Raw genomic sequence first — 22,071 nt, 5'->3', positions numbered from 1 at the left:
GGAATGCCCCGATGACCCGTGTTAATAACGACTCTCTTGCCATGGGTGAGCTGAGCGGTTACATCATCCGCTATGGGCAGGACCCCGCCAACCTGACCGAAACGTTGCGTATCGACAGTGCCGACACCATGGAGTACACGGTCACCAACCTGGACAACGGCATCTGGTATTTCAGCATTCAGGTAGAGGACGTAGAAGGGCTTGTCAGCGCACCCTCCCAGCCCGTAAGCAAGGAGATCCGGGGCTAACTCTGGCGCTTTGAAGTCTCAGGAATGTCCAAGGGGATTGGCTACCGGCAATTTGAGTGTGAATGCCGAGCCTTCCCCGACTTCTGAGAATACCGCAATTTCCCCCCGATGCTTTTCCACCACCACATTGACGAAAGACAACCCAAGCCCGGTGCCATGGTTTCCGGACAGTTCGCTGCTTTTTTGTCGGCGATACCGGTCAAACAGATGCGGCAGCTCTTCCGGGGCAATACCGCTGCCCTCATCGCTCACTGTCAGGCACGCCTGGTGGCCGGCAAGGAAAACCTGAATGTTGACTGTAGAGCCTCTGGGGCTGTACTGAACCGCATTGGTCAGGAGGTTGATCACGGCCCGTTCCAGGAGCTCGGCATTGCCTCTCAGCCAGAGATCTTCAGTGCCTTGTAGTACCAGCTGGATGCCTTTTTCCGCAGCCTGCTCGCTGACGCTGTCTCGGGCATTCTCGACAATAGCCAGGAATTCGCATTCGTAGAATCGGGTTTCGGTGAGCTGCTCCGCCCGCGCCAGTTGCACAAACTCTTCTGCCAGGTGATAGCTGCGACGTGCCAGCCGGCCTAATTGCTCAAGCTGCGCCGGTTCAATGTGCCCCGGATTGCGCTTCAGTTGTTCGATGAGCGCCAGCTGTGAAACCAGGGGTGATCTGACGTCGTGGGAGATGAAGTCGATGGCCTCGCGGTGTTGCCGTTGTTGTTCCCGTAACTCGGAAATGTCCGAAATATTGGCGATGATGCCATTCTGCTGACTTTCGGGCAGCGCAAAAGGGGCAAAATGGATCAGGAAATCCTTGTTCCTGATGTGCAGGTCGACTGTTCGGCTCTGGCTCATTGTGAGGGTTTCCGAGACGGTTTCGTGCCAGGGTGGGGTTTCCCGCGGATCATGCCCCTCCAGCAGTCGAGCGAGGGGAAGCCCGCTCAGGCTTGGCATGGGCTCCTGGAACCACTCCTCAATATGGCCGTTGGCGAACCGGATCACGCCGAGTTCGTCGGTCACAATGATGCCGTCGGGCATTCGCTCGAAGCTGCGGCGGATAAACTGCTGTATGTTGTTCATGCGGTCCGTTGCAAGCCTGACCCGCTCGATTCGCGCGGATATGTTTTCCCTGGGTTTTTCCGAATTCTGGCCCTTGCCCTGCGAGTCCAGGGTGAGCCTGCGCAGATAGCGCTGTATGGCTTCCCGACTGAGGTCGTTGGGGAGCAACAGGCCGAGGGTGTAGTCCCTGCCACTGCGCCGGAGGCTGATCCAGCTCTGATTGTTGGTGTGAATCCAGCGTCCCTGATCCAGGTTGGGTATGTCGTTTTCCGTCAGTTGCCGGGCGGAGTAGATCTCTCTGCCCTCTGACAGCCACCAGCCTTGCGGCTGCAGCAGGGCCTGAAAATGCTCCAGCAACTGGGTGGGGTGTCGCCGTGACGGTTCCGGCAGGGCCACCTGTGGTCCCCGGGCCAGGTCGTCCAGTTGCCTGTTGAGGAAACGGTTGGTCATCGCCAGTCGCAGGGCGCTGGAGACCGGGAAGGCAAAGAAGGGCATCAGTACTGCATGGGAAATGGGCAGCCACAGCCGTGCCCCGAGAAGCAGTCCCATATGCCCGATGACGAGTGCGGCTATGACGGCAAGGCACAGGCACAATGTCCTTGTCGGGCGCATTCTGGGCAGGAGCAGTGCCAGCATCGCAATAATGCTGACTGCAATGGCCAGGGACAGGGTTGTCGGCAGTGGCTTGATCAGCTCTCCGTTGACCAGGGCCGAGTAACTGTTGGCGTGGAACTCGACCCCGGACATGGGGCGATTGAGACCTGAGAAGGGGGTTGGCAGTATGTCGCCGAAGCCCGGAGCCGTGGCGCCGACAAACACGGTTTTGCCATCAAACAGTTCGGGAGCCGGCGGCGCGGACAGCACCTGTACGTACGAATAGGTTGGCAGCGTGCCGGCGCCACCGGCCATGGGAACGGCGCGGTAATGTTGGCGCACATTCATGAAGGCGGGAGGGCTGTCATCCCCCGTGGTTTTGTAAGCTCCCTCCTGGTGTTCCAAAGCGGCCAGCGCCAGGCTGGGCCAAAGGTGGTCGCCAAGACCGTTAAGCAGGTACAGCCCCCTTGCCAGGCCGTCTTTGTCCAATTCCACATGGGCGTGGCCAAGGGCGGAGGCAGCGGCCGCCAGATCACTGGTGGGCAGCTGTTCGCTGATTAGGTAACTGCGCGAAGGGGGCGACAGGTACAGCGGCAACACCACCTTGCCATGTTGTTCCATGGCGGCGGCCAGTTCCGGGTCCTCGCCAGAGGGTTCCGGGAACAGGATGTCGAACACAATGGTCTCGGCTCCGGCCTTGTCGAGCTTTTCGATGAGCCGGGCATGGGTATCCCGGGACCACGGCCAGCGGCCCAGTCGATCGAGGCTGATTTCATCAATGGCAATGACAGCAACGTCATCGTCCAGCGGTGCGGGATGGGTGGTGATCTGGGCGTCGTAGAGCCAGTAGTCGAGACGCTGTGGTAGTGCGGTTGCCTGCAGGAGTAGAAGTATGGCAAGCAGTGGCAGGCCCAGGGTCAGGGGTGTTGTTTTTATCGGCAGCCAATCCCGTGTCATGAGCCCTGCTGTCAGATGTATGAGTGCGATGGATTATTCCAAATACAATTCCCTCCCCGGTCCCCAGCGACTTGCCAGCGGGCCGTCAGAAAGAGCTTTAAGACGCACAAAATACCGTCTTCCGGGAATCAGGCGCAAGGCCGCCGTGGTTTCCGACAACGTTGCTTCCTTGATGATATTGGAAAAACCGGGCTCTTCCGAGAGCTGAAGGCGGTAATCAGACGCCGTATCGACCTTCTCCCAGAATACGCGAACCTGGCTGTCAACGTAGTTTACGCTGATAATTCGCACCGGAGGTAACGTCCCGTTGACGATGAACTCCCGGGGGTCACTGGTCGCCACCGAATTGCCGCCGGCCTCACTGACTACGCGCCAGTAATAGGTGCCGGGTGTCAGCGGTCTGGAGGGAAGCGCCTGGCTGTCCGGCGCCCATTCGCTGGTAGCCACCAGATTGCGGAAGGCGTTGTCTTCGGCAATCTCGATACGGGCGACCTCGTTGGTGCCTTTCAGTTCCCAGCGGAACTCCGGCATATCGTCGTTAACGGTAGCGCCGGCCTCGGGCGACAGAAGCTCGGCGGCACTGGCTTTCAGGTCGATTTCCACTTCCAGCACACCAGGCATGCCAGGGGTGCCGCGATTATTCAGGGCGGCCAGGTGAATTTCGTAGGTGCCGTTGTCCAGCAGGTTGAGATTGTACTGGTCACCGGCAATCCTGCGACTTTCCACCCAGCGGCCGGTTTCCGCTTCAAAAATATCGAGTCGGTGAGCGGGCGCACCACTGGGTTGCCAGCTTAGTTCCGTTGGCAATTGGTTGATCTGGGGCGGCAGCGGATTCAGCGTGGGCGCTGGTGGCAGCCGGTGAATGCTGAGGCTGCCGTTGGCCGCAGTGGAAACACTGGCACTGTAGCCGGCCGGAATGTTCCGGGTCTTGCCCCGGGGGCCGAAGTTCACTTCCCCTTCAGTGACCTGAAGGCTGGTGGTGCCGGGGCCTGACTGCATGGAAAAGACGGTACCGCGCACCGCCGCCACGGCCGATGGGGTCTCGATTTCAAACCGTGCGCCGCCCTCAATCACAGGCTTGACCTGGGTGTGCACCTCACCGTGATCGAGTCGTAGCCGGGTATCCACCATCCCGGACTTTCCATACTGGGTCAGACGGTTAAAGATCAGCCGCGACTCTGGTGAGATCCGTACCTGGGAGCCGTCGGCCAGTTCAACGGTGGCGCTGCCGGAGCCGGACAGGATTTCATCGCCCACCCGTACCAGCGTGTCAGCGGTCAGGGATTGCTTCCTGCCGTTGTTGCCGGAGATATGCTGTACCAGGCCGGATACCGAGATAACCCGGGCAGGGTCCGGCTGACGCTGTAGCCAGGCCAGTGGAATGCGTAAGGTATCACCCTCGCCAAGAGCCGCTGCATTGTCAATGTCGTTGTACTGAAGCAGGCGTGGGGCCTGGACTGTTTTCGACAGCAGGGCTTTTGCGACTTCGCTGAAGCTTTCCCCGGGGCGCAGGGTGTATTGCCACTCAGGCGTGGTGTTGGCTTGCTGGCCAGGACCGGCAAGGGCGTGAGAGCCACGGCTGATGGACAACTCGGCCTGCAGTGGCATGGTCAGTGCCATGATCACCAGTGCGGGAAGAATCTTGTGCAGAGTCCTTATGCGGGCAATGCGGTGCGTCATATCAGGCCTGGTCCGTTGTCGGGATCGGGTCGTCGGATGCGCTCGCGGTCATGGCTTCAAGCCGGTAGCCGCGCTGGTAGATCGTCTTGATCCGGAAACCGTTTTCCGGATTCAGGCCCAGCCGCCGGCGTAGCCGGCTCATGTGGGTATCCACGGTGCGGGTGTTGATGTCCCGGGTCAGGCCCCAGACCCGCTCCAGAAGCATTTCCCGGGTCAGCAGGCGTCCCTGGTTCTGGAACAGGAACAGGGTCAGGTCAAAGTCCTTGTCGGTGAGGGTCAGTAGTTCACCATGCAGGAGAATGGAGCGCTGTTGGGTATTGATCTCGAACGGGCCGTACCGAAGCACTTCTTTCTCATTGTCCGGATGGGTGCGGCGGGCCAGGGCGTTGATGCGGGCTACCAGCTCAGCTTCACGGGCAGGCTTGGCGAGGTAGTCATCCGCGCCGGCGTCCAGTGCGCGAACGATATCCGCCTCGCTGTCTCTCTGGGTCAGGAACACCACGGGTATGGGCCAGTTCAGTTGGGCACGAACATTCTCGAGCACTTCGATGCCGGTCATGTCCGGGATCTGCCAGTCCAGAATGAGCAGATCGTAGCTGCGATGCAGTACCGCGCTCAGAAAGGACTGGCCGGAGGGGAAACTGTCACAGTGATGCCCGCGCTCTGAGAGAATGGACTGAATGTGCTGTGCCTGTTCGTGTTCGTCTTCAAGCAGAGCGATCCGCATCAAGCGTCTCCGGGAATGTTCAATTTGGGGCCCATTATCACAGAACAACGGCTGGCCTTCAGTATCGTTATGTAGTATTGCGTAAACGAATAGCCGGTGTTCCATTGTCGTCATCAACTGTTTGTCGGCAGGCGGGAAAATTACTGCAGCCCCAGAACCATCCTTTTTTGCCTTTGCGCCGAACCAGCGGTGAAAAGCAGTGGGGGCAGGGTACGGGTTTCTGGCTGGTGCCGTCGGTAGGCGCCTGGTCTTCCAGCGGGCGCGTACCGTTGCAATCCGGGAAACGGGTGCAGGCCCAGAACCGGCCGAACTTGCCGTCCCGTTCACGCATGGGCGTGCGGCATTTGGGGCAGTGGGGAGAGGCTGGCTGATCTGTCCCTGGTTCTCCCGGTGTTCCCATGGGGGCATTGACGAAGCCCCGGATCTGCTCTTTCAGACCCTCCAGGAATTTTCTCGGGTCGCCTTCCCCACGCCGAATGGTTTCCAGCGCAGCTTCCCAGACCGCGGTCATGTCCGGTTTGCTGACGGTTTCCGGTAGCGAGCCAATCAGCGCCTTGCCCTTGCCCGTGGCCTTGATGTGGCGACTGTCGCGGTACAGGTAGTCACGCTTGAACAGGGTGTCGATGATCGCCGCGCGGGTTGCCTCCGTGCCGAGGCCGTCTGTGTCGCGCAGGGTTTTGCGCAACTCCGCATCGGTGACAAAGCGCGCGATATTGGTCATGGCGGACAGCAGCGTGGCGTCCGTGAAATGCTGGGGCGGCTGGGTTTTCCGTTCCCTGATGCTGGTTTGGTCGCACAGTATCGGCTCGTCTTTCTCCAGCCGTGGCAGCGGTGCTTTCCGCGGCTCTTGCCGGCCTTCCCGGAGCCGGATCTCCAGGGCTTTCCAGCCGGGTGTCAGCACCGCGGTTTCCGTGGCGCGGAACCGATGTTCGCCAATGGTAACGGTCAAACGGCCTTCCCGGTGAACGGCGTCGGCGCTGAACTGCATCAGGTAGTAACGACTGATCAGACCGTAGATTTTTTCTTCCGCCGCGGTCAGTTTGCCGTTGGACGCTGATCGGCTGGTCGGAATGATGGCGTGGTGGGCGTCGACCTGCTTGTCATTCCAGGCGGCCGTACGCCGGGAAAGGTCTGCCTGTTCGCAGGCCGGAGTCAGTTCGGGTGACACCTTGCCGATCGCGCGTACCACGCTTTCCCGTTGCCCGTAATGCCCCTCTGGCAGGTAGCGGCAGTCGGACCGGGGGTAGGTGATCAGCTGGTGTCGTTCATACAGGTTCTGGGCGGTATCCAGTACGTCCTTGGCGCCCATGCGGAACAGCCGGCCGGCTTCAATCTGCAGGGCGGAGAGTGACAGCGGGAGCGGGGGGGCTTCGTTGCGGTCGCGGAAGCGGGATTCGGTAACGCGACCGGGGCGGCCTTCCACAGCCGCGGCAATCTGCTCGGCCGTGGCCTTGTCCAGCAACCGGTCTTCTTCATCCAGGTGTTCACGAAACGCCTCATCCGCCAGCCAGCGGGCAGTAAACGATGCCGGATCGCTGTCCGGTTCCACTCCGTGGCACGTTGCTTCAATGCGGTAGTAAGGCTTGGGCTCAAAGTTCTCAATGGTGTTGTCGCGTTCCACCACCAGCCCGAGTACCGGCGTTTGTACCCGGCCCACCGAATAGACACCCTGCTGGCCTTGCTGTTGGTAGCTGAGGGTGTAAAAGCGGGTCAGGTTGATGCCATACAGCCAGTCAGCCCGTTGTCTGGCCAGGGCCGAGTGCGACAGCCGGCGATACTCCCGGTTGTCTTTTGGTGTCTGGATGGCTTTGGCAACGGCTGCCGGGGTCAGGTCGTTGATCAGTATCCGCTGGACCGGGCAGGTAGCGCCGAAATAGCGGATCACTTCGTCGACCAGCAACTGGCCTTCGCGGTCGGGATCGCCGGCGTGGACGATGGTGTCTGCCTGGCGAATCAGGGATTCCAGCACGTTGAGCTGCTGGCGAACGCTGTCCTTCGGGGTGACTTCCCAGCGCTCCGGCACCAGGGGCAGGTCTTCCTGCCGCCACTTCTTCCAGCGTGGGTCGTACTGTGCCGGCTCCGCCGGTTCCAGCAGGTGACCGATGCACCAGCTGACGGTGACCGCATTGTCGCCCTGGCCACAGCGAATCCAGCCCGGACCTTTCTGGTGCGGGGCGGGCAGGGCGGCAGCAATGGCGCGGCCCAGACTGGGTTTTTCGGCAATGTACAGGTGCATGGTTTCGGGTGCGTTCGGATTGGGAGGGGAAGATGGCCTTTTGGCATGGGTGTGTCAAGGTTCTTGCCCTGTGTAGTATGCTTCGGTTATGGAAAGTTAAGGAGTTACAACGGTTATGAAGATTCAGAACGCAATCGAAGAGAAACTGTCACGGGCTTTTGCGGTAAACCACCTGCAGGTGGAAAACGAAAGCCACAAGCACAGTGTGCCGCCGAACTCCGAAACCCACTTCAAGGTTACCCTGGTGTCAGCGGATTTTGATGGGCAGATGAAGGTGAAAAGGCACCAGGCGATCTATAAGGTATTGGCGGATGAACTGGCGGGTGGGGTTCATGCGCTGGCCTTGCATCTATACTCTCCCCAGGAGTGGGTGGATTCCGGTCAATCGGCGCCGGAGTCACCGAATTGTATGGGCGGGTCCAAAAAGGATCCGGCCATGAAGTCAGGAGAGAGTCAATGAGCCAGTTTTTCCAGATTCACCCGGAGACGCCGCAGAAGCGGCTGGTCAAGCAGGCGGTGGATATTCTTCGCAATGGCGGGGTGATCGTCTACCCCACGGATTCGGCCTACGCCATTGGCTGTCATCTCGGGGACAAGCAGGCGGCGGACCGGATCAAGCGGATTCGCAAGCTGGATGACAAGCACAATTTCACCCTGATGTGCCGGGATCTGTCGGACATCGGTGTGTATGCCAAGGTGGGCAATACCCAGTATCGGTTGCTCAAGACTTTCACGCCGGGGCCCTACACCTTCATTCTGGATGCCACCAGCGAAGTGCCGCGCAGATTGTTGCACCCAAAGCGTCGCACCATCGGGTTGAGGGTGCCGGACAACCCCATTGTGCAGGCATTGCTGGGAGAGCTGGGTGAGCCGATCATGAGCAGCACCCTGATCCTGCCGGGGGAAACCGATCCCATGACGGACCCCTACGAAATCCGCGAAACCCTCGAGCATGAGCTGGACCTGATTATCGACGGCGGTTTTTGTGGCTTTGAGGCGACAACGGTGGTGAACATGACCGATGACGTACCCGAAGTCACCCGGACTGGTAAGGGAGATCCGGGGCCATTTCAGCTTTGATCTGTTCAAAGTAAGGCCGGAATACCGGCCTTACTTGTATCCGGAGCCGCGTCAGGCGCGGGTATTGAAACTGAAAGCGTAGTGTTTGCGGTGGCCGGCGGCCTCCACCTGCTCCGCGCCAACGGATTTACGTAGGGTGTCGTAACGGTGTACCAGGTCCTGCAGGCCGTTGAACTGCTGGTTATCGCTGACCATCGTGTCCAGCAGGGAGTTGTTGACGCCGTAGGCCTTATTTAGTTTGAGCGCGTTGTCCACGAAGTGCAGGGTGGGTTCGTTCACGCTCAGACGGCTGAAGGCTTCACGAAACCCCTTGTTGTGGTTTAAATCCTGCTCAATCTGACCGCGTTTTGCCTCCGGCAGTTTTCCGTCTACCTGAACGTTTCCGCTATCGTCCCTGGCGACGTTGATCGCCGTTGCCGGATGCATACCGTACTCGGCAAGTTTGTGCCGCAAGGTTTCTTTCACAAAGGCAAGGTCCTGCCCTACGGTTTGCTTGTAATCGGTGACCGACAGCTTCCTCGATTTCAGCGCGGCCAGATCCGGGTTCTCCGGAGCGGAGCGGGTAAACCGGTCATCGGTGGGCGATGCCAGCTGCTCGGCAGCTGCTGCGCCAGCGGCTTTGCCCGGGTTCTGGTCACCGGCTGCCGCAGGGCGCTTTTCCATGGCGGTCTGGAACTGGGTGCTGGCTTTGATCAGTGATGTCAGCAGCGACACGGCTGTATTCCTCCCATCGTCACGGCTGGTCTGTGACAGAATTCGAACGTATGGATCGGGTTTCTGCACAAATCGGGCCAATCGAGTCATCTTGTGCTAGCTACCGAACGGTTCACTAAGCCGCCGATTGAACGTAGAGTTAGCAGCCAGATTCGTTGATCCGCTGAAAAGGAATGTCATGCCCCGTTTTCTTCACACCGCAGACTGGCAGATGGGCCGCTACTACAGCCGATTTGATAACGACGACGCGGTCGCGCTGGCGGAAGCCCGGTTTACCGCCATTGAACGGCTGGCCCGGCTGGCCAGCGATGAGCAATGCGATGCGGTTCTGGTAGCGGGGGATGTGTTTGATGCCCAGACCGTGGCGGATCGGACCATTCGCCGGGTGTTCAATGCCATGTCTGGTTTTACCGGCCCCTGGGTGATGCTGCCCGGTAACCACGATGCCGCCCTGGCGGAAAGTGTATGGACCCGTGCCCGACGCCTGAATGCGGTGCCCGACAACGTCCACTTGGCCCTGGAGCCGGGGGTTGTCGAGCTGAAAGAGCAGGGACTGGCCGTTCTGGCTGCCCCCCTGACCCAGCGGCATACCCACAGTGACCTCACCGAGAACTTTGCTCATCTGGAAACTCCTCCGGGACTGCTGCGTGTCGGTCTGGCCCATGGCAGCGTCCAGGGCTTGCTGGCGGACGATATCGATTCGGCCAACCCGATTGCCGCTGAGCGGGCCGCGCAGGCAAACCTGGATTATCTTGCCCTGGGTGACTGGCATGGCGTGAAACAGATCAACGCCCGCACCTGGTACAGCGGTACCCCGGAACCGGAACGGTTCCGCAACAACGAGGCCGGTGTGGCGTTGGTGGTGGACATTACCGGGCCGGGGGCGGAACCGAACGTCAGCCGTCATCGCACTGGACAGTTCGAGTGGGTGCAGTGGCGGGAACATCTCAGTGTGGCCACGGATCTGGATGAACTGCTACAGAGACTGGAAGACCTGCCGGCGCCGGCGGTGGTCGATATACGGCTGTCCGGCGAAGTGGACCTGGCCGGCGAGCAGAAACTTCTCCACGCCCTGTCCGTGGCCGAGGCCCGGCACCGAAGCGTGCAGTGCGATCGCAGCCAGCTGGCCCTTCAGCCCACCGATGAAGACATTGCCGAACTCAACGCGGACGGCTACCTGGGCGAGGTCATTGGTGAACTGAGGGAGCAACAGGAAAGTACCGATCACGATCAGGCCGCCACATCGCGGGATGCGCTGGCGATTCTGACCAGCCTGTTGCGGGATCGTATCGAACCGGTGTCAGAGAGCGCCGGGGAGGGCCAGCCATGAAACTGCAGCGTCTTCGCATTGAACAGTTGCGGCAGTTCCGTCAGCCCCTCGAACTGGGTGAGCTGGAGCCAGGCCTCAATCTCGTTCATGGCCCCAATGAGTCGGGCAAAAGTACCCTGGTGCGGGCCATTCGTGCGGCCTTCTTTGAACGCCACCGATCCAGCAGTGTGGATGATCTGAGACCATGGGGCGATTCATCGGCAGCGCCGTCTGTGGAGCTGGATTTTGAATGCCGGGGCGTTCAGTGGCAGCTCAGGAAGCGCTTCCTGCAGCAGAAACGCTGTGACCTCCAGGTGGCCGGCGAAAGTTACTCGGGAGAGGACGCGGAAGACAAGCTGGCGGACCTGCTGGGCTTTCAGTTTGCTTCCCGTGGCGCCAGCCAGGACAAGCATTGGGGGATTCCGGGCCTGCTATGGGTCGAGCAGGGCAGTGGCCAGAATGTTCACGATGCCGTTGCCTATGCCGGCGATCACCTGAAATCAGCCCTCAACAGCCTGCTGGGCGAAGTGGCCAGCAGCGGCGGGGACGATGTCATCCAGCAGGTGCAGGCCCAGCGCGCTGAATTGCTGACAGCCACCGGCAAGCCCCGGGGCGATTACGCCCGCCTGGGCGAGGAACAAAGCAAGCTGGCCGCCGAACTGGCGGCCCTGGACGAGCGGGTGGCGCACTACCAGTCCATGGTTGACCGGTTAGGGGAGCTGCGCCAGCGTTATCAGCGCAATGAGCAGGAACGCCCGTGGGAAGCCGCCCGCCAGAGCCAACGGGAGGCGGAAAACCGCTTCCGGGAAATTGAGCAGTGGCAACAGGAACAAAAGCGGGAGCAGCAGGCGCTGGATGACTGCCGGCAGAATCTTGAGCTTCTGCGGCGGCAACAGCAGCAATCGCAAATGGCCGCCCGCAAGCTGACCGAGCGTGAGCAGACGCTGGCACACTGCAAAGAAACCGTGAATACCCTGAAGACCAGGGAAGAACTGGTGACCGTTGCCCAGCAGCAGGCCAGGCAGGCCTACGACAAAGCGCGTGAGCAGGTGCGGGTGGCAAAGGAGCAGGAACAGCGCAACCGTCTGGACAACGATATCAAGCAGTTGCAGCAGCAACTGGAGGCTCTTGGTCAAAACCTGGAGAAGGCCCGCGCCCATCAGGCCGAGCTTCAGGAAACCCGCAACCAACAACAGGCCAACCCTCTTGACCTGGAAGCACTGGAAACCCTCAGAAAGACCCAGCGCCAACTGGAACAGGAGCGGATTCGATCACAGGCCATCGCCACCCGGCTGCATTACGCGCTGGAAGAAGGTCAGGCGGTAACACTGAACGGGGAATCCGTTCGGGGAGAGGGCGATGCACTGCTGCTGGAAGCCACGACCCTGGCATTACCCGGTATCGGCGAGCTGACCATTACTCCTGGCGGTGACGACCTCGCCCGGGTTCAGCGCCAGCTGGAGCGGCTACAGGAAAGTTACGACAGCCAGCTGAAATCCATGAAAGTGGACTCCCCCGAACAGGCGGGAAAACTGGCTGAGCAGCAGGCGCAACGTAAGGAAACCATCCAGCGCCTGGAAGCATTGCTGGCGTCCATTGCGCCCCAGGGCGTGGACGTGCTGGAGAGTCAGCAGCAGGAACTCGCCAGAAGGCTGGAACAGCTGCAGTCGGAGCAGAGGGCGCTGTCGGAGATTCCGGGGGAACCGGTGTCCCTGACCAGTGCGGAAGCGGCACTGGAACTGGCGGAACAGCAATTGCGGGAGGCGGATGGCAACCTGCAGGAACACAGCAAGCAACTGTTCGCCGCCACCCAGGCGCAGGAGAACGCGCAGGCGGAATGGCAGCAACTGAAGGGTGAACTGGAAAACCCGGAACGCCAGGCTGCCGAGCAATCCCTCCAGACACAAATTGCGGAAACCGGGGAACGGGAAACACGCCTGCAGCTGTCCGTCAGCAAACGGCAGGAGCAGATTGACGAAGCCCGCCCGGAGTTGCTGCAACAGGACATGGCCCGATTCAAAGCCAGCGCCGAACAACTGGAGCGCAGCCACCAGCAGGAAGCCCTGGAGCTGACCAGTCTCGAAAGCAAACTGGAAAGTCAGGGCGCAGAAGGGCTGGAAGAGCAAAGGGAAGAGCTGGCGGCACGGTTGGAGCATGCGGTTCGCCGTTATACCGAGCTGCATCGGCGTGCGGAAGCGCTGGATCTGCTGCTCACACTCCTGCAGGAAAAGCGCCAGGCCCTGACCCGTCGTCTCCAGGCGCCGCTGCAAAAACACCTGAACCACTATCTGGGCGTACTGTTCCCCAAGGCCAACCTGGACGTGGACGACAACCTGATGCCCGGCCAGTTGACCCGTGCCGGCCAACAGGGCCAGGAAACCGGAGATGTCCTGGAACTGAGCTTTGGCGCCCGGGAACAGATGGGGCTGATCAGCCGCCTGGCCTACGCGGATTTGCTGCGGGAAGCCGGGCGACCAACCCTGATTATTCTGGACGACACCCTGGTGCACAGTGATCGCCAGCGCCTGGACCAGATGAAGCGCATTCTGTTCGACGCCGCCCGCCGGCATCAGGTACTGCTGTTCACCTGCCATCCGGAAAACTGGCAGGATCTGGGCGTGGCGCCGCGGGATCTTGAGGCGTTAAAAACCGCCGATTAAATAATCGTCAAATCTTGCAAAATAATGCCGGAAATTTGTTGCATAGACTACTCTCACTTACAGGTGTATCGATTATGTAATCAGGGGCCGCTTCGGCCCACTGGTTTATGAGTGAGCTCAGGAAGACGCGAAAGGATGTCAGGCGAAACCATCCGGTTCACCTGTTCGCGCCGGCCGGTACAAAAGGGAGTACTTGCTGTGGTCAAAACAACAACTGCCGGAATTCTGGCACTCGTATGCGCATGGGGTTTAACCGCCTGCGGTGGTGGCGGAGGTGGAAGTAGCAGTAGCGGCGACCGCACCGAAACCCAGCGCCCTTCCGACTCTGATATTTCTGTCGATCCCGATGGTTATGCAGATCGGCAAGTGACCATCAGCGGCGAGGCAGACACTGATAAAATTCTAGTATTGTACGACGACGCTGAAAACGCTTACCGCCTGATTGAAGAGGTGGATACCGCGGTAACCTCATCGTCGCCCAGTATCTCGGACAATGAACTGACCTACGACTGTGATAATGGCGGACAGGTTGTCATCACGGTAAACAGCGACGATGTGAGTGACGACGAGCGCTGGCGTTTTAACAGCTGCGATCTGAACACACCGACGTTTGGACGTATCGTCCTGAATGGCGATTATTTCTATGTCAACGAAGTGATAAGCAGTGGCAATGAAGGTTTTCAGGTGTTTGATATAACCGGGACCGTTTTTGATAACGGCGACGATATTGTTGTCAAGGGAGTGGATGACTGGAAGATCGTTGAGAGTGGCGACGAGCGGACTGAAACCTACCGGACCGACGCGCTGGAATTCATCATCGGGGACGATTACTTTGCCATCGCCAATGCATTGACCACTCTGGACGTTGATAACTCAGGCGTGGTTATCTCGCTTGCGTCCAAGCTCATTGGTTCGGCTATTGATGGGTATATTGATATCTCCACAGTTGAACCGGTGTTCGTTCCCGACGGTGATACTTGCCCAATCAGGGGCGTTATCAGGCTTGGAGGCGAAGGCAATACCTCTGCCGAGATTCGATATGGTGAGGATATGGACGTTACCACTGACCCCGCTCACGTAGCTGTGGTCGAGATCAATAGCACTGATACGAAATTTTATGAAAGCTGTGATGATCTGATTTTCTGACAGACATCCTGGCAGCGGGCGTAGAAAATACCCTTCGCCCGCTTCCTCCTCTAAGCAACCTCCCCCGAACACCGCCCCAACGTCTCAGACGGACACTCCCCAAACAACTGCTTGTAGTCCGCAGAAAACTGGCTGTGATGATAAAAGCCATTGAACGCCGCAATGTCCGATACGGATTGCGCGCCTTCCTCCCGCAACATGCGCCTGACCCGGTTCAGCCTGCTGATCCTCAGAAACTGGAGCGGGCTGATGCCGAGTATGCTTTCGAAGCTGTATTGAAGCGTGCGCCGGCTGACGCATCCCACTTCACAGAGCTTCGCCATGGTGACGGGCAAATCGTCGACGGTGTTCACATAGGCCTTTATTTTTTCCACCACCGCTTTCCGGTGGGCGTAGCTGGGTGCAACTGTGCGGTTGGGTTTCTCCACGGAAAGTAACTCCAGTACCGTCATGATCAGCAGATCGTGGTGAATCCGCCCGTCCAGCCGGCTGGGCTCGGTGCGGACAATCCTCCGCAACAAATACTGGATGTTCCGAAGGGTTTGTGCCGGCAGCTTCAGTCTTGGATAGCTTGAGGTATCCAGCACCTTGAGTTCGATGCCCTGGGATTCCGACTGCTGCTCCAGTTCCCGTTGGTGGACCACCAGGCTGAGCATGTCGAAGCTGTCTGGTGTCACCAGTTCGAAGTGCTGGCTTCCCGGGCGACACAGGATGTCAGTGTGGTCTGCCTGCTGGCCGTTGATGCGAACGTCCTCGTTCCTGCTGGGTATGCCGAACCAGATGGATTCCGGCCACACCATGCATTGCTGTCTCACGGCATGGCTGGTGTGTTCGATGAAGAGCTGGATGCCATCCAGGTGCAGCTCGTCGATCCTGCCGTAAAACCGGCCATTCCCCACCTGATCGTATTGCTGATGCCAGTTGGTCAGGTTGCCGGCGTGCTCATTGGCATCATCCGCGACCGAAGTGCACCTCTTTGGTGCCTTTTTTTCTTGTTGTTGGTTCATGGGAACTCCGAAAGAGTCGTTTCGTTCCAGCTTGGACCTGGTTTCCGGATTCTGCCAACAGGACTTAGTGCCTAATTCCATACGACTTCCGTGCCCATTGAGGTTTGCCATTTTTCGATAACTCCGCTGTGACAGGAGGATTACAGTGGAATGGACAGCAATATCCGTTCCCCCGGATTAGCTGTCTGTTCCGGGGGAACCCTGTTAAAGGGCGAAAAAGCACATGGGTTACAAGTACACGTATACATTGGGAGCGCGGACCTGGCATTTCAGGAGCCTGGCGGACTTGTTGGCCAAGGCCACGCCGGCACGCTCCGGTGACCGGCTCGCCGGCGTCATCGCAGAGTCAGCCGAGGAGCGCGTCGTTGCCCAGATGCGCCTTGCCGAATTGCCGTTGGTAGCGTTTCTTTCCGAGGCGTTGGTGCCCTATGAGCAGGATGAGGTGACGCGCCTTATCCTGGATACTCAGGATTCAGCTGCGTTTGCTCCGGTCGCGCACCTCACCGTTGGGGACTTTCGCAACTGGCTGCTGAGCGACCAGGCCACGCCAGAAGCACTGGAACGGCTCCGCAGCGGCCTGACACCGGAAATGGTGGCAGCTGTCAGCAAACTGATGCGGAACCAGGACCTCATCCTGGTGGCCAAGAAATGCCAGGTGACAACGGCGTTCCGAAACACCATCGGCCTGCCTGGTCATCTCTCCACCCGCCTCCAGCCCAATCACCCGACCGATAATGTGTCGGGCATAGCCGCAAGCCTGCTGGACGGCCTGCTCTACGGCAACGGAGATGCGGTGATCGGCATCAACCAGGCCACGGACAACGTCAGCCAGGCCATCAAACTGATGGGGCTGATGGATGATGTTATCCAGAAATACGACATTCCCACCCAGTCCTGTGTGCTTACCCACGTCACCAATACCCTGGAGGCCATTGAACAGGGCGCACCCGTGGACCTGGTGTTCCAGTCCATCGGCGGCACGGAGGCCACCAACAGCAGCTTCGGGTTCAATCTGGCGACGCTGCAGGAGGCACAGGATGCGGCCTTGTCATTGAAACGGGGTACCGTCGGCAACAACGTGATGTACTTCGAGACCGGGCAGGGCAGCTCGCTATCCGCCAACGCCCACCACGGCCTCGACCAGCAGACCTGTGAAGCCAGGGCTTACGCCGTGGCGCGGCGTTTTGATCCCTTGCTGGTCAATACCGTGGTCGGGTTTATCGGGCCGGAATACCTGTTTGACGGCAAGGAAATCACCCGGGCGGGGCTGGAGGACCACTTCTGCGGGAAGTTACTCGGTGTGCCCATGGGGTGTGACATCTGTTACACCAACCACGCCGAAGCCGACCAGAACGATATGGACAACCTGCTGACCCTGTTGGGGGTCGCCGGTTGCACCTTCATCATGGGGATTCCCGGCTCCGACGACATCATGCTGAACTACCAGACCACCTCCTTCCATGACGCTCTCTACGCCCGCCATGTCCTTGACCTGAAACCGGCGCCCGAGTTCGAGGACTGGCTTGTTCGCATGCAGATTTTCGAAAACACCTCACGGTATGAGCCGAACAGGCGGTTACCGGACCTGTTCAGGGGGCCATTGAAGGGCCTGACCCAGGAGGCAGGCCATGAGTGAGCAAAAGCCGCTTGTTACCGGGAACGTCTGGCGGGTATTGCGCCAGTTCACTGACGCCCGGATCGGACTCGGCAGGGCCGGTGTCAGCCTGCCCACCCACGAACTCCTCAAGTTCCAGTTGGCCCACGCCCAGGCGAGAGATGCCGTCCACTTTCCCCTGGACGTGAAGCGCCTGGTGGACGATCTGGACCCATCGGGAACCGCATTACCAGACAAGTCACCGCTGCTACTCAAAAGCCAGGCGGAAGACCGGCTGACCTACCTTCAGCGTCCGGATCTCGGACGGCGTCTGTCCCAGGCATCTCTGGAGTGCCTGGCCAAGCATCGGGCCGGAGATCCGGGCGAGTCAGATGTGGCCATCGTGATTGTTGATGGCCTGTCTTCATCCGCCATCCAGAACAACGCAGTGCCCATGGTCACGCAGTTTCTCAGGGATCTGAATGCAGACTCAGGCGATTGGCGACTGGCGCCCCTGACCATCGTAGAGCAGGGGCGGGTGGCCATCGGTGACCAGATTGGTGAATCCCTGGGAGCCAGTGTGGTGGTTGTGCTGATCGGTGAGCGCCCTGGCCTCAGTTCACCTGACAGCCTGGGGATTTACCTGACCTGGGGGCCCGAGAGTGGTTTGAGCGATGCGCGCCGCAATTGCATCTCGAACGTGCGGCCCGCCGGTTTGAGTTTTGAACATGCCAGCCAACGCCTCCTCTATCTGATGCGTGAAGCAAGACGGCTCAGGATTTCCGGAGTCGGTCTTAAAGATCGCACAGAAGAGGTGGTGATCGAAAAAAACGCGAATAACAAAAACTTCCTCACGGATAACTGATGAACTTACCTGGAGAACTCACATGACAACGAGCAACGTAGACAAGGATTATCTGGCCAAGCGCCAGCTAAAGAAAGGCACGGCCGGCTGGGTGCTACTGGCTGGATTGGGTGTTTCATACGTCATTTCCGGCGACTTTGCCGGATGGAACTTTGGCATCGGCGAGGCCGGTTGGGGTGGCTTTGCCATTGCCGCGGCGCTGATGGCCGTGATGTATTTTGCGTTGGTGCTGTCGCTGGCGGAAATGTCGGCCTCGATTCCGGTAGCCGGGGGCGGCTACAGCTTTGCCCGGCACGCCATGGGGCCGGCGGGAGGGTACCTGACCGGACTGGCGGTGCTGATTGAATACGCCCTGGCACCAGCGGCCATCGTCATCTTCATCGGCGCGGCGGTGGAAGAACTGCTCGGCATAAACGGACCCTGGGTCTATGCCCTGTTCTATGCGGTTTTCGTCGGTATTCACCTAGCCGGCGTGGGAGAGGCGCTCAAGGTGATGATGGTGATCAGCGGACTGGCCGTGGTGGCTATCCTGGCCACTGCCGCTGCGCTGATTGGCGACTTTGATGCCGCCAACCTCTTCAATATCGCACCCACGGATGCCGCCGGCGCCAGCGAGTTCCTGCCGTTCGGCTGGTACGGGGTCTGGGCGGCGCTTCCCTTCGGTATGTGGCTGTTTCTGGCTGTTGAAGGCGTTCCCTTGGCGGCGGAAGAATCCAAGGATCCGGCGCGGGATATGCCCAGAGGCATCATCGGGGCGATGATTTTTCTGCTCTTCACCGCCACGCTGGTTGTTTTCCTGCTGGCAGGGGCGGCGGGCGCTGATCTGATCGGGGCAAGTGGTGTTCCCCTGGTGGATGCCCTCAAAGCCACTGGCAGTGGAAATCTCGCTACCTTCATCAATATGCTGGGTCTGATGGGGCTGATTGCCTCGTTCTTCTCCATCATCTATGGCTACAGCCGGCTGGTGTTTGCGCTTTCCCGTGCAGGGTACCTGCCCAAAGTCCTGTCATTGACCAGCGAGCGCAAGGCCCCCAAGTGGGCGTTGATCGTGCCCGGTGTATTCGGCTTCCTTGTCTCGCTCACTGGGGAAGGGGACTTGATCTTGGGCATGGCCGTGGTCGGAGCGACCATCTCCTACGCGCTGATGGCCGGCAGCCACATCCTGCTGCGCCTCAATCGGCCGGACCTGCCTCGCCCCTACAAAACCCCCGGTGGAATCTTCACCTCTTCCCTGGCACTGGTGCTGTCACTGGTTGCCATGACCGGCGTTTATGCCTTCGATCCGCGCGCCTTCAACTACACCCTTGTATTGTTTGTGGTCGGCGCTGTTTATTACTTTGCCTATGGCAAGAACAAGCTGGTTGCCAAAACTGCCGATGAAGAACTGGCGCTGATTCTGGATGCGGAATCGGATCTGGATGAAGAAAATGTAGGTGAGTTGTCACCTAAGGCTGCCGAGGCCTGATTTATCCAATTCATCACCGCTGATGAATGCTACTCCGGTGATCGCACGCGTGCCGCCGGAGTGGTTTTTCTTGCTTTTCTTCGCCATTTCCATTATCGATAGCACTATAGAAAAATTCATCCAGGATGTTTTTTTAGTGCTGGCTTCCCGGTTATCTACCAACTCTCCCTCTACGGCGCCTGTGTCCAGGTTCGCCGGGCACTCTGTCGTTTTCCATTCCTACCGCTGAATCCGCCGACTGACTCGCCGGGTTCGGCGAAACCCCGGTCAGCAGCTTTTCAAACCCCCAATACTTAATGCTCAGAGGAATGGGTATGTCCGAACGTCCGGCCATTTATATTTCTGAAACCGATTTTGATCGCTTGTCACTCATGCTTGATCAACAGGCCGCCCGAAGCCCCACGCTTGAAGCCCTTGAGGACGAGCTGGACCGTGCCACCCTGGTCAGATCCGATGAACTTCCGGAGGGCACCGTCACCATGAATTCGGTGGTCCATTTCATCAACGAAAGCAGCGGCGCGGAATACAAACTCAAGCTCGTATATCCGAACGAGAGCGCAGGCGCCAAGGATCATGTATCGGTTCTTGCACCGGCTGGCGCCGCCTTGCTTGGACTGACCATAGGGGACCGTATTGACTGGCCAGTGGACAGCAAAAATGTGCTTCAGTTGAGAATTATTCAAGTCACTCCATACAGTTAAAAAAGGAAAACAGATGAATCAAAACGATGCCCTGGAAGAATTGCAAAAGCAGGTAGTCAGGAGAAACCCCGCAGAACCTGAATTCCATCAGGCCGTTTCGGAAGTTCTGGATTCGTTGGCTCCGGTTATTGCCAAACACCCTGAATACAAGGATGCAAAACTTCTTGAACGCATCTGTGAGCCTGAAAGGCAGATTATTTTTCGGGTGCCTTGGGTTGATGATTCGGGCACGGTGCAGATTAACCGGGGATTTCGTGTCGAGTTCAATTCGGCCTTGGGGCCCTATAAGGGCGGCTTGAGATTTCATCCATCCGTGAACCTTGGCGTGGTCAAGTTCCTCGGTTTCGAGCAGATCTTTAAGAACTCACTCAGCGGCTTGCCGATCGGCGGCGGCAAGGGCGGTTCGGACTTCGATCCCAAAGGTCGTTCCGACAACGAGATCATGCGCTTCTGCCAATCGTTCATGACCGAACTTTACCGACACATCGGTGAGTATACCGACGTACCGGCAGGCGATATTGGTGTGGGCGCCCGCGAGCTCGGCTTTCTGTTCGGACAGTACAAGAGAATTACCAACCGCTACGAATCAGGCGTGCTGACTGGCAAAGGTCTGGGGTGGGGCGGTGCACGGGTGCGTAAGGAAGCGACCGGTTATGGAACGGTTTACTTCGTACAGGAAATGTTGGCTGCTCAGGGTCAGGATCTCGAAGGCAAGGAGGTCACGGTTTCGGGGTCCGGCAATGTGGCGATATACGCCATGGAGAAAGTGCATCAGTTCGGCGGCAAGGTGGTCGCCTGCTCAGATTCGGGCGGTTATGTCTACGATCCAGCCGGAATTGATGTGGATCTGGTGCGTCAGATCAAGGAGATCGAGCGGGGGCGGATCAGCGAGTACACAGAACGTCGCCGGAACGGTTCTGACTATGCTGCCGGCGGCTCCATCTGGAATTTGCCTTGTCACGTTGCGCTGCCATGTGCCACGCAGAATGAACTGACAGGTGACGATGCCAGTGCATTGATCAGGAGTGGGGTTCTGGCTGTGGCGGAGGGCGCGAATATGCCGTGTACCCCGGAGGCAATGAAACTTTTCCGGGACGCCGGAACGCTCTTCGGTCCCGCAAAGGCCGCTAACGCGGGAGGGGTGGCTACCAGTGCTCTTGAGATGCAACAGAATGCGTCGCGGGACTCGTGGAGTTTTGAATACAGCGAACAGCGTTTACGGGACATCATGGTTGAGATTCACCGCTCCTGCTTTGAGACCGCAGAAGAGTACGGCCGTTCCGGCGATTATGTGTTCGGCGCCAACACCACCGGGTTCAGCAGAGTGGCTGATGCCATGCTCGCCTTTGGTGTTATTTGAACTGAGGGCCGTTAGCCGACGCCAGCAGGGCGTCGGCACGGATATCATCGGTTAATCAGAGACTCTGCACCGTTTTAATGTGTCGGGATTTGAGCAGCGACTTCGCCTCCTGAAGTTGCTGCAGACTGGATGCATGAACGGCCAGCACATACTTGCCCTCGCGCAGTGCGGATTGCGTCTTGATCAAATAGGGCGTGTGATCCGGGCGGATCGTAACCGCGCCTGCAAGCAACAGCCCGAAGACTGCCCCGAATGCGGTGAAAACGGAAGCGGCAACCACCGTATTCTGAGCAATAAGCCCGATGCCAGAGGCGTTCAGCACGAGAAACAGCATAAACCCGCCAATGGCGCCCGCAACTCCCAGTCCGATATGGGACCGTACCAGCGTGCGCCAGATGCCCTGGTCTTCAGGTTCCAGCTCCTCGCCCTGATGCCGGTCATTGGGGCTAAGCACCATGACCTGTTTGTCCGTCAGGCTTGTGCTTTCCCAAAGGGCTTTCGCCACGTCCCTGGCGTCCGTCTCAGCATCAAAGACTGCGGCTATTTTGTGGCCTCCATGTTCACCGGTCAGACTCATTGAAGGTTTCATTGGAATACCTCCTGAGTGTCGCAGTGGATAAACGGGGCACGCCGGAGCATTCCCCCCTAATCATAAACATACAACACATATCCCTGTACTTC

General features: G+C 58.9%; 18 protein-coding genes. 11 read left to right on the top strand and 7 right to left on the bottom strand.

Annotated elements, in window-relative coordinates:
- Positions 1-11: 11 nt before the first annotated feature.
- Entirely contained in the window at positions 12-248 is a 237-nt protein-coding gene (locus tag ACJO5Y_RS13270; RefSeq protein WP_406987816.1) for a fibronectin type III domain-containing protein, read from the top strand.
- Between the two features lie 18 nt (positions 249-266).
- Here ACJO5Y_RS13270 and ACJO5Y_RS13265 read toward each other — a convergent pair whose 3' ends face one another.
- The 4 genes from ACJO5Y_RS13265 to ACJO5Y_RS13250 all read right to left on the bottom strand — a co-directional run bounded on the left by ACJO5Y_RS13265 (position 267) and on the right by ACJO5Y_RS13250 (position 7,489).
- Complete coding sequence (locus tag ACJO5Y_RS13265; RefSeq protein WP_406987815.1) at positions 267-2,846, bottom strand: CHASE2 domain-containing protein; 2,580 nt, start codon at positions 2,844-2,846, stop codon at positions 267-269.
- Positions 2,847-2,879: 33 nt separating this feature from the next.
- Positions 2,880-4,526, bottom strand: a complete 1,647-nt coding sequence (locus ACJO5Y_RS13260) for a FecR family protein (protein ID WP_406987813.1) — start codon at positions 4,524-4,526, stop codon at positions 2,880-2,882.
- Position 4,527: 1 nt separating this feature from the next.
- Entirely contained in the window at positions 4,528-5,253 is a 726-nt protein-coding gene (locus tag ACJO5Y_RS13255; RefSeq protein ID WP_406987812.1) for a response regulator transcription factor, read from the bottom strand.
- Positions 5,254-5,320: 67 nt separating this feature from the next.
- On the bottom strand, positions 5,321-7,489 hold the full coding sequence (locus ACJO5Y_RS13250; protein ID WP_406987811.1) for a DNA topoisomerase III: 2,169 nt from the start codon (positions 7,487-7,489) through the stop codon (positions 5,321-5,323).
- 115 nt (positions 7,490-7,604) lie between these two features.
- Between ACJO5Y_RS13250 and ACJO5Y_RS13245 the strand changes: the two genes are divergently transcribed.
- On the top strand, positions 7,605-7,949 hold the full coding sequence (locus tag ACJO5Y_RS13245) for a BolA family protein (protein ID WP_406987809.1): 345 nt from the start codon (positions 7,605-7,607) through the stop codon (positions 7,947-7,949).
- Positions 7,946-8,569 carry an L-threonylcarbamoyladenylate synthase gene (locus ACJO5Y_RS13240; RefSeq protein WP_406987808.1) on the top strand — a complete coding sequence of 208 codons (624 nt, stop codon included), beginning with the start codon at positions 7,946-7,948 and terminating at the stop codon, positions 8,567-8,569. Before ACJO5Y_RS13245 ends, ACJO5Y_RS13240 begins: the two co-directional genes overlap by 4 nt.
- 51 nt (positions 8,570-8,620) lie before the next feature.
- Here the strand turns inward: ACJO5Y_RS13240 and ACJO5Y_RS13235 are convergent, their stop codons facing one another.
- Complete coding sequence (locus tag ACJO5Y_RS13235; RefSeq protein ID WP_406987807.1) at positions 8,621-9,283, bottom strand: hypothetical protein; 663 nt, start codon at positions 9,281-9,283, stop codon at positions 8,621-8,623.
- 178 nt (positions 9,284-9,461) lie between these two features.
- Between ACJO5Y_RS13235 and ACJO5Y_RS13230 the strand changes: the two genes are divergently transcribed.
- The 3 genes from ACJO5Y_RS13230 (at position 9,462) to ACJO5Y_RS13220 (ending at position 14,398) form a co-directional block, all read left to right on the top strand.
- Positions 9,462-10,613 carry a metallophosphoesterase family protein gene (locus ACJO5Y_RS13230; protein WP_406987805.1) on the top strand — a complete coding sequence of 384 codons (1,152 nt, stop codon included), beginning with the start codon at positions 9,462-9,464 and terminating at the stop codon, positions 10,611-10,613.
- A complete protein-coding gene (locus tag ACJO5Y_RS13225) occupies positions 10,610-13,252 on the top strand; it encodes an AAA family ATPase (protein WP_406987804.1) in 2,643 nt (880 codons plus the stop codon). Before ACJO5Y_RS13230 ends, ACJO5Y_RS13225 begins: the two co-directional genes overlap by 4 nt.
- Before the next feature lie 135 nt (positions 13,253-13,387).
- Positions 13,388-14,398 carry a hypothetical protein gene (locus ACJO5Y_RS13220; protein ID WP_406987802.1) on the top strand — a complete coding sequence of 337 codons (1,011 nt, stop codon included), beginning with the start codon at positions 13,388-13,390 and terminating at the stop codon, positions 14,396-14,398.
- A gap of 50 nt (positions 14,399-14,448) precedes the next feature.
- Here ACJO5Y_RS13220 and ACJO5Y_RS13215 read toward each other — a convergent pair whose 3' ends face one another.
- Complete coding sequence (locus tag ACJO5Y_RS13215; RefSeq protein WP_406987800.1) at positions 14,449-15,405, bottom strand: helix-turn-helix domain-containing protein; 957 nt, start codon at positions 15,403-15,405, stop codon at positions 14,449-14,451.
- 223 nt (positions 15,406-15,628) lie between these two features.
- Here ACJO5Y_RS13215 and ACJO5Y_RS13210 point away from each other — a divergent pair, with 223 nt between their 5' ends.
- From ACJO5Y_RS13210 to gdhA, 5 genes are all read left to right on the top strand, one after another.
- Entirely contained in the window at positions 15,629-17,041 is a 1,413-nt protein-coding gene (locus tag ACJO5Y_RS13210; protein ID WP_406987798.1) for an ethanolamine ammonia-lyase subunit EutB, read from the top strand.
- Entirely contained in the window at positions 17,034-17,864 is an 831-nt protein-coding gene (eutC, locus tag ACJO5Y_RS13205; RefSeq protein ID WP_406987796.1) for an ethanolamine ammonia-lyase subunit EutC, read from the top strand. Before ACJO5Y_RS13210 ends, eutC begins: the two co-directional genes overlap by 8 nt.
- 22 nt (positions 17,865-17,886) lie before the next feature.
- The gene (gene eat, locus ACJO5Y_RS13200) at positions 17,887-19,329 is read left to right on the top strand and encodes an ethanolamine permease (RefSeq protein ID WP_406987794.1); all 1,443 of its coding nucleotides are present in this window, start codon (positions 17,887-17,889) and stop codon (positions 19,327-19,329) included.
- Between the two features lie 314 nt (positions 19,330-19,643).
- Complete coding sequence (rnk, locus tag ACJO5Y_RS13195; RefSeq protein WP_406987793.1) at positions 19,644-20,030, top strand: nucleoside diphosphate kinase regulator; 387 nt, start codon at positions 19,644-19,646, stop codon at positions 20,028-20,030.
- Between the two features lie 13 nt (positions 20,031-20,043).
- Entirely contained in the window at positions 20,044-21,390 is a 1,347-nt protein-coding gene (gene gdhA, locus ACJO5Y_RS13190) for an NADP-specific glutamate dehydrogenase (RefSeq protein WP_406987792.1), read from the top strand.
- 55 nt (positions 21,391-21,445) lie between these two features.
- Here gdhA and ACJO5Y_RS13185 read toward each other — a convergent pair whose 3' ends face one another.
- Complete coding sequence (locus tag ACJO5Y_RS13185) at positions 21,446-21,979, bottom strand: hypothetical protein (protein ID WP_406987790.1); 534 nt, start codon at positions 21,977-21,979, stop codon at positions 21,446-21,448.
- Between the last annotated feature and the right edge of the window lie 92 nt (positions 21,980-22,071).

The sequence above is a fragment of the Marinobacter alkalisoli genome (assembly GCF_045449855.1).
In the GTDB taxonomy this organism is placed as follows: Bacteria; Pseudomonadota; Gammaproteobacteria; order Pseudomonadales; family Oleiphilaceae; genus Marinobacter.
This window is presented reverse-complemented; position numbering and strand designations above follow the sequence as displayed.

Excerpts from the sequence above, each read along its gene's own strand:
- eutC (WP_406987796.1), top strand. The coding sequence starts at position 17,034 with ATGAGTGAGCAAAAGCCGCTTGTTACCGGGAACGTCTGGCGGGTATTG.
- ACJO5Y_RS13255 (WP_406987812.1), bottom strand. The coding sequence starts at position 5,253 with ATGCGGATCGCTCTGCTTGAAGACGAACACGAACAGGCACAGCACATT.
- ACJO5Y_RS13185 (WP_406987790.1), bottom strand. The coding sequence starts at position 21,979 with ATGAAACCTTCAATGAGTCTGACCGGTGAACATGGAGGCCACAAAATA.
- ACJO5Y_RS13230 (WP_406987805.1), top strand. The coding sequence starts at position 9,462 with ATGCCCCGTTTTCTTCACACCGCAGACTGGCAGATGGGCCGCTACTAC.
- ACJO5Y_RS13245 (WP_406987809.1), top strand. The coding sequence starts at position 7,605 with ATGAAGATTCAGAACGCAATCGAAGAGAAACTGTCACGGGCTTTTGCG.
- rnk (WP_406987793.1), top strand. The coding sequence starts at position 19,644 with ATGTCCGAACGTCCGGCCATTTATATTTCTGAAACCGATTTTGATCGC.
- eat (WP_406987794.1), top strand. The coding sequence starts at position 17,887 with ATGACAACGAGCAACGTAGACAAGGATTATCTGGCCAAGCGCCAGCTA.
- ACJO5Y_RS13225 (WP_406987804.1), top strand. The coding sequence starts at position 10,610 with ATGAAACTGCAGCGTCTTCGCATTGAACAGTTGCGGCAGTTCCGTCAG.
- ACJO5Y_RS13260 (WP_406987813.1), bottom strand. The coding sequence starts at position 4,526 with ATGACGCACCGCATTGCCCGCATAAGGACTCTGCACAAGATTCTTCCC.
- gdhA (WP_406987792.1), top strand. The coding sequence starts at position 20,044 with ATGAATCAAAACGATGCCCTGGAAGAATTGCAAAAGCAGGTAGTCAGG.
- ACJO5Y_RS13270 (WP_406987816.1), top strand. The coding sequence starts at position 12 with ATGACCCGTGTTAATAACGACTCTCTTGCCATGGGTGAGCTGAGCGGT.
- ACJO5Y_RS13265 (WP_406987815.1), bottom strand. The coding sequence starts at position 2,846 with ATGACACGGGATTGGCTGCCGATAAAAACAACACCCCTGACCCTGGGC.
- ACJO5Y_RS13250 (WP_406987811.1), bottom strand. The coding sequence starts at position 7,489 with ATGCACCTGTACATTGCCGAAAAACCCAGTCTGGGCCGCGCCATTGCT.
- ACJO5Y_RS13220 (WP_406987802.1), top strand. The coding sequence starts at position 13,388 with ATGTCAGGCGAAACCATCCGGTTCACCTGTTCGCGCCGGCCGGTACAA.
- ACJO5Y_RS13215 (WP_406987800.1), bottom strand. The coding sequence starts at position 15,405 with ATGAACCAACAACAAGAAAAAAAGGCACCAAAGAGGTGCACTTCGGTC.
- ACJO5Y_RS13240 (WP_406987808.1), top strand. The coding sequence starts at position 7,946 with ATGAGCCAGTTTTTCCAGATTCACCCGGAGACGCCGCAGAAGCGGCTG.
- ACJO5Y_RS13210 (WP_406987798.1), top strand. The coding sequence starts at position 15,629 with ATGGGTTACAAGTACACGTATACATTGGGAGCGCGGACCTGGCATTTC.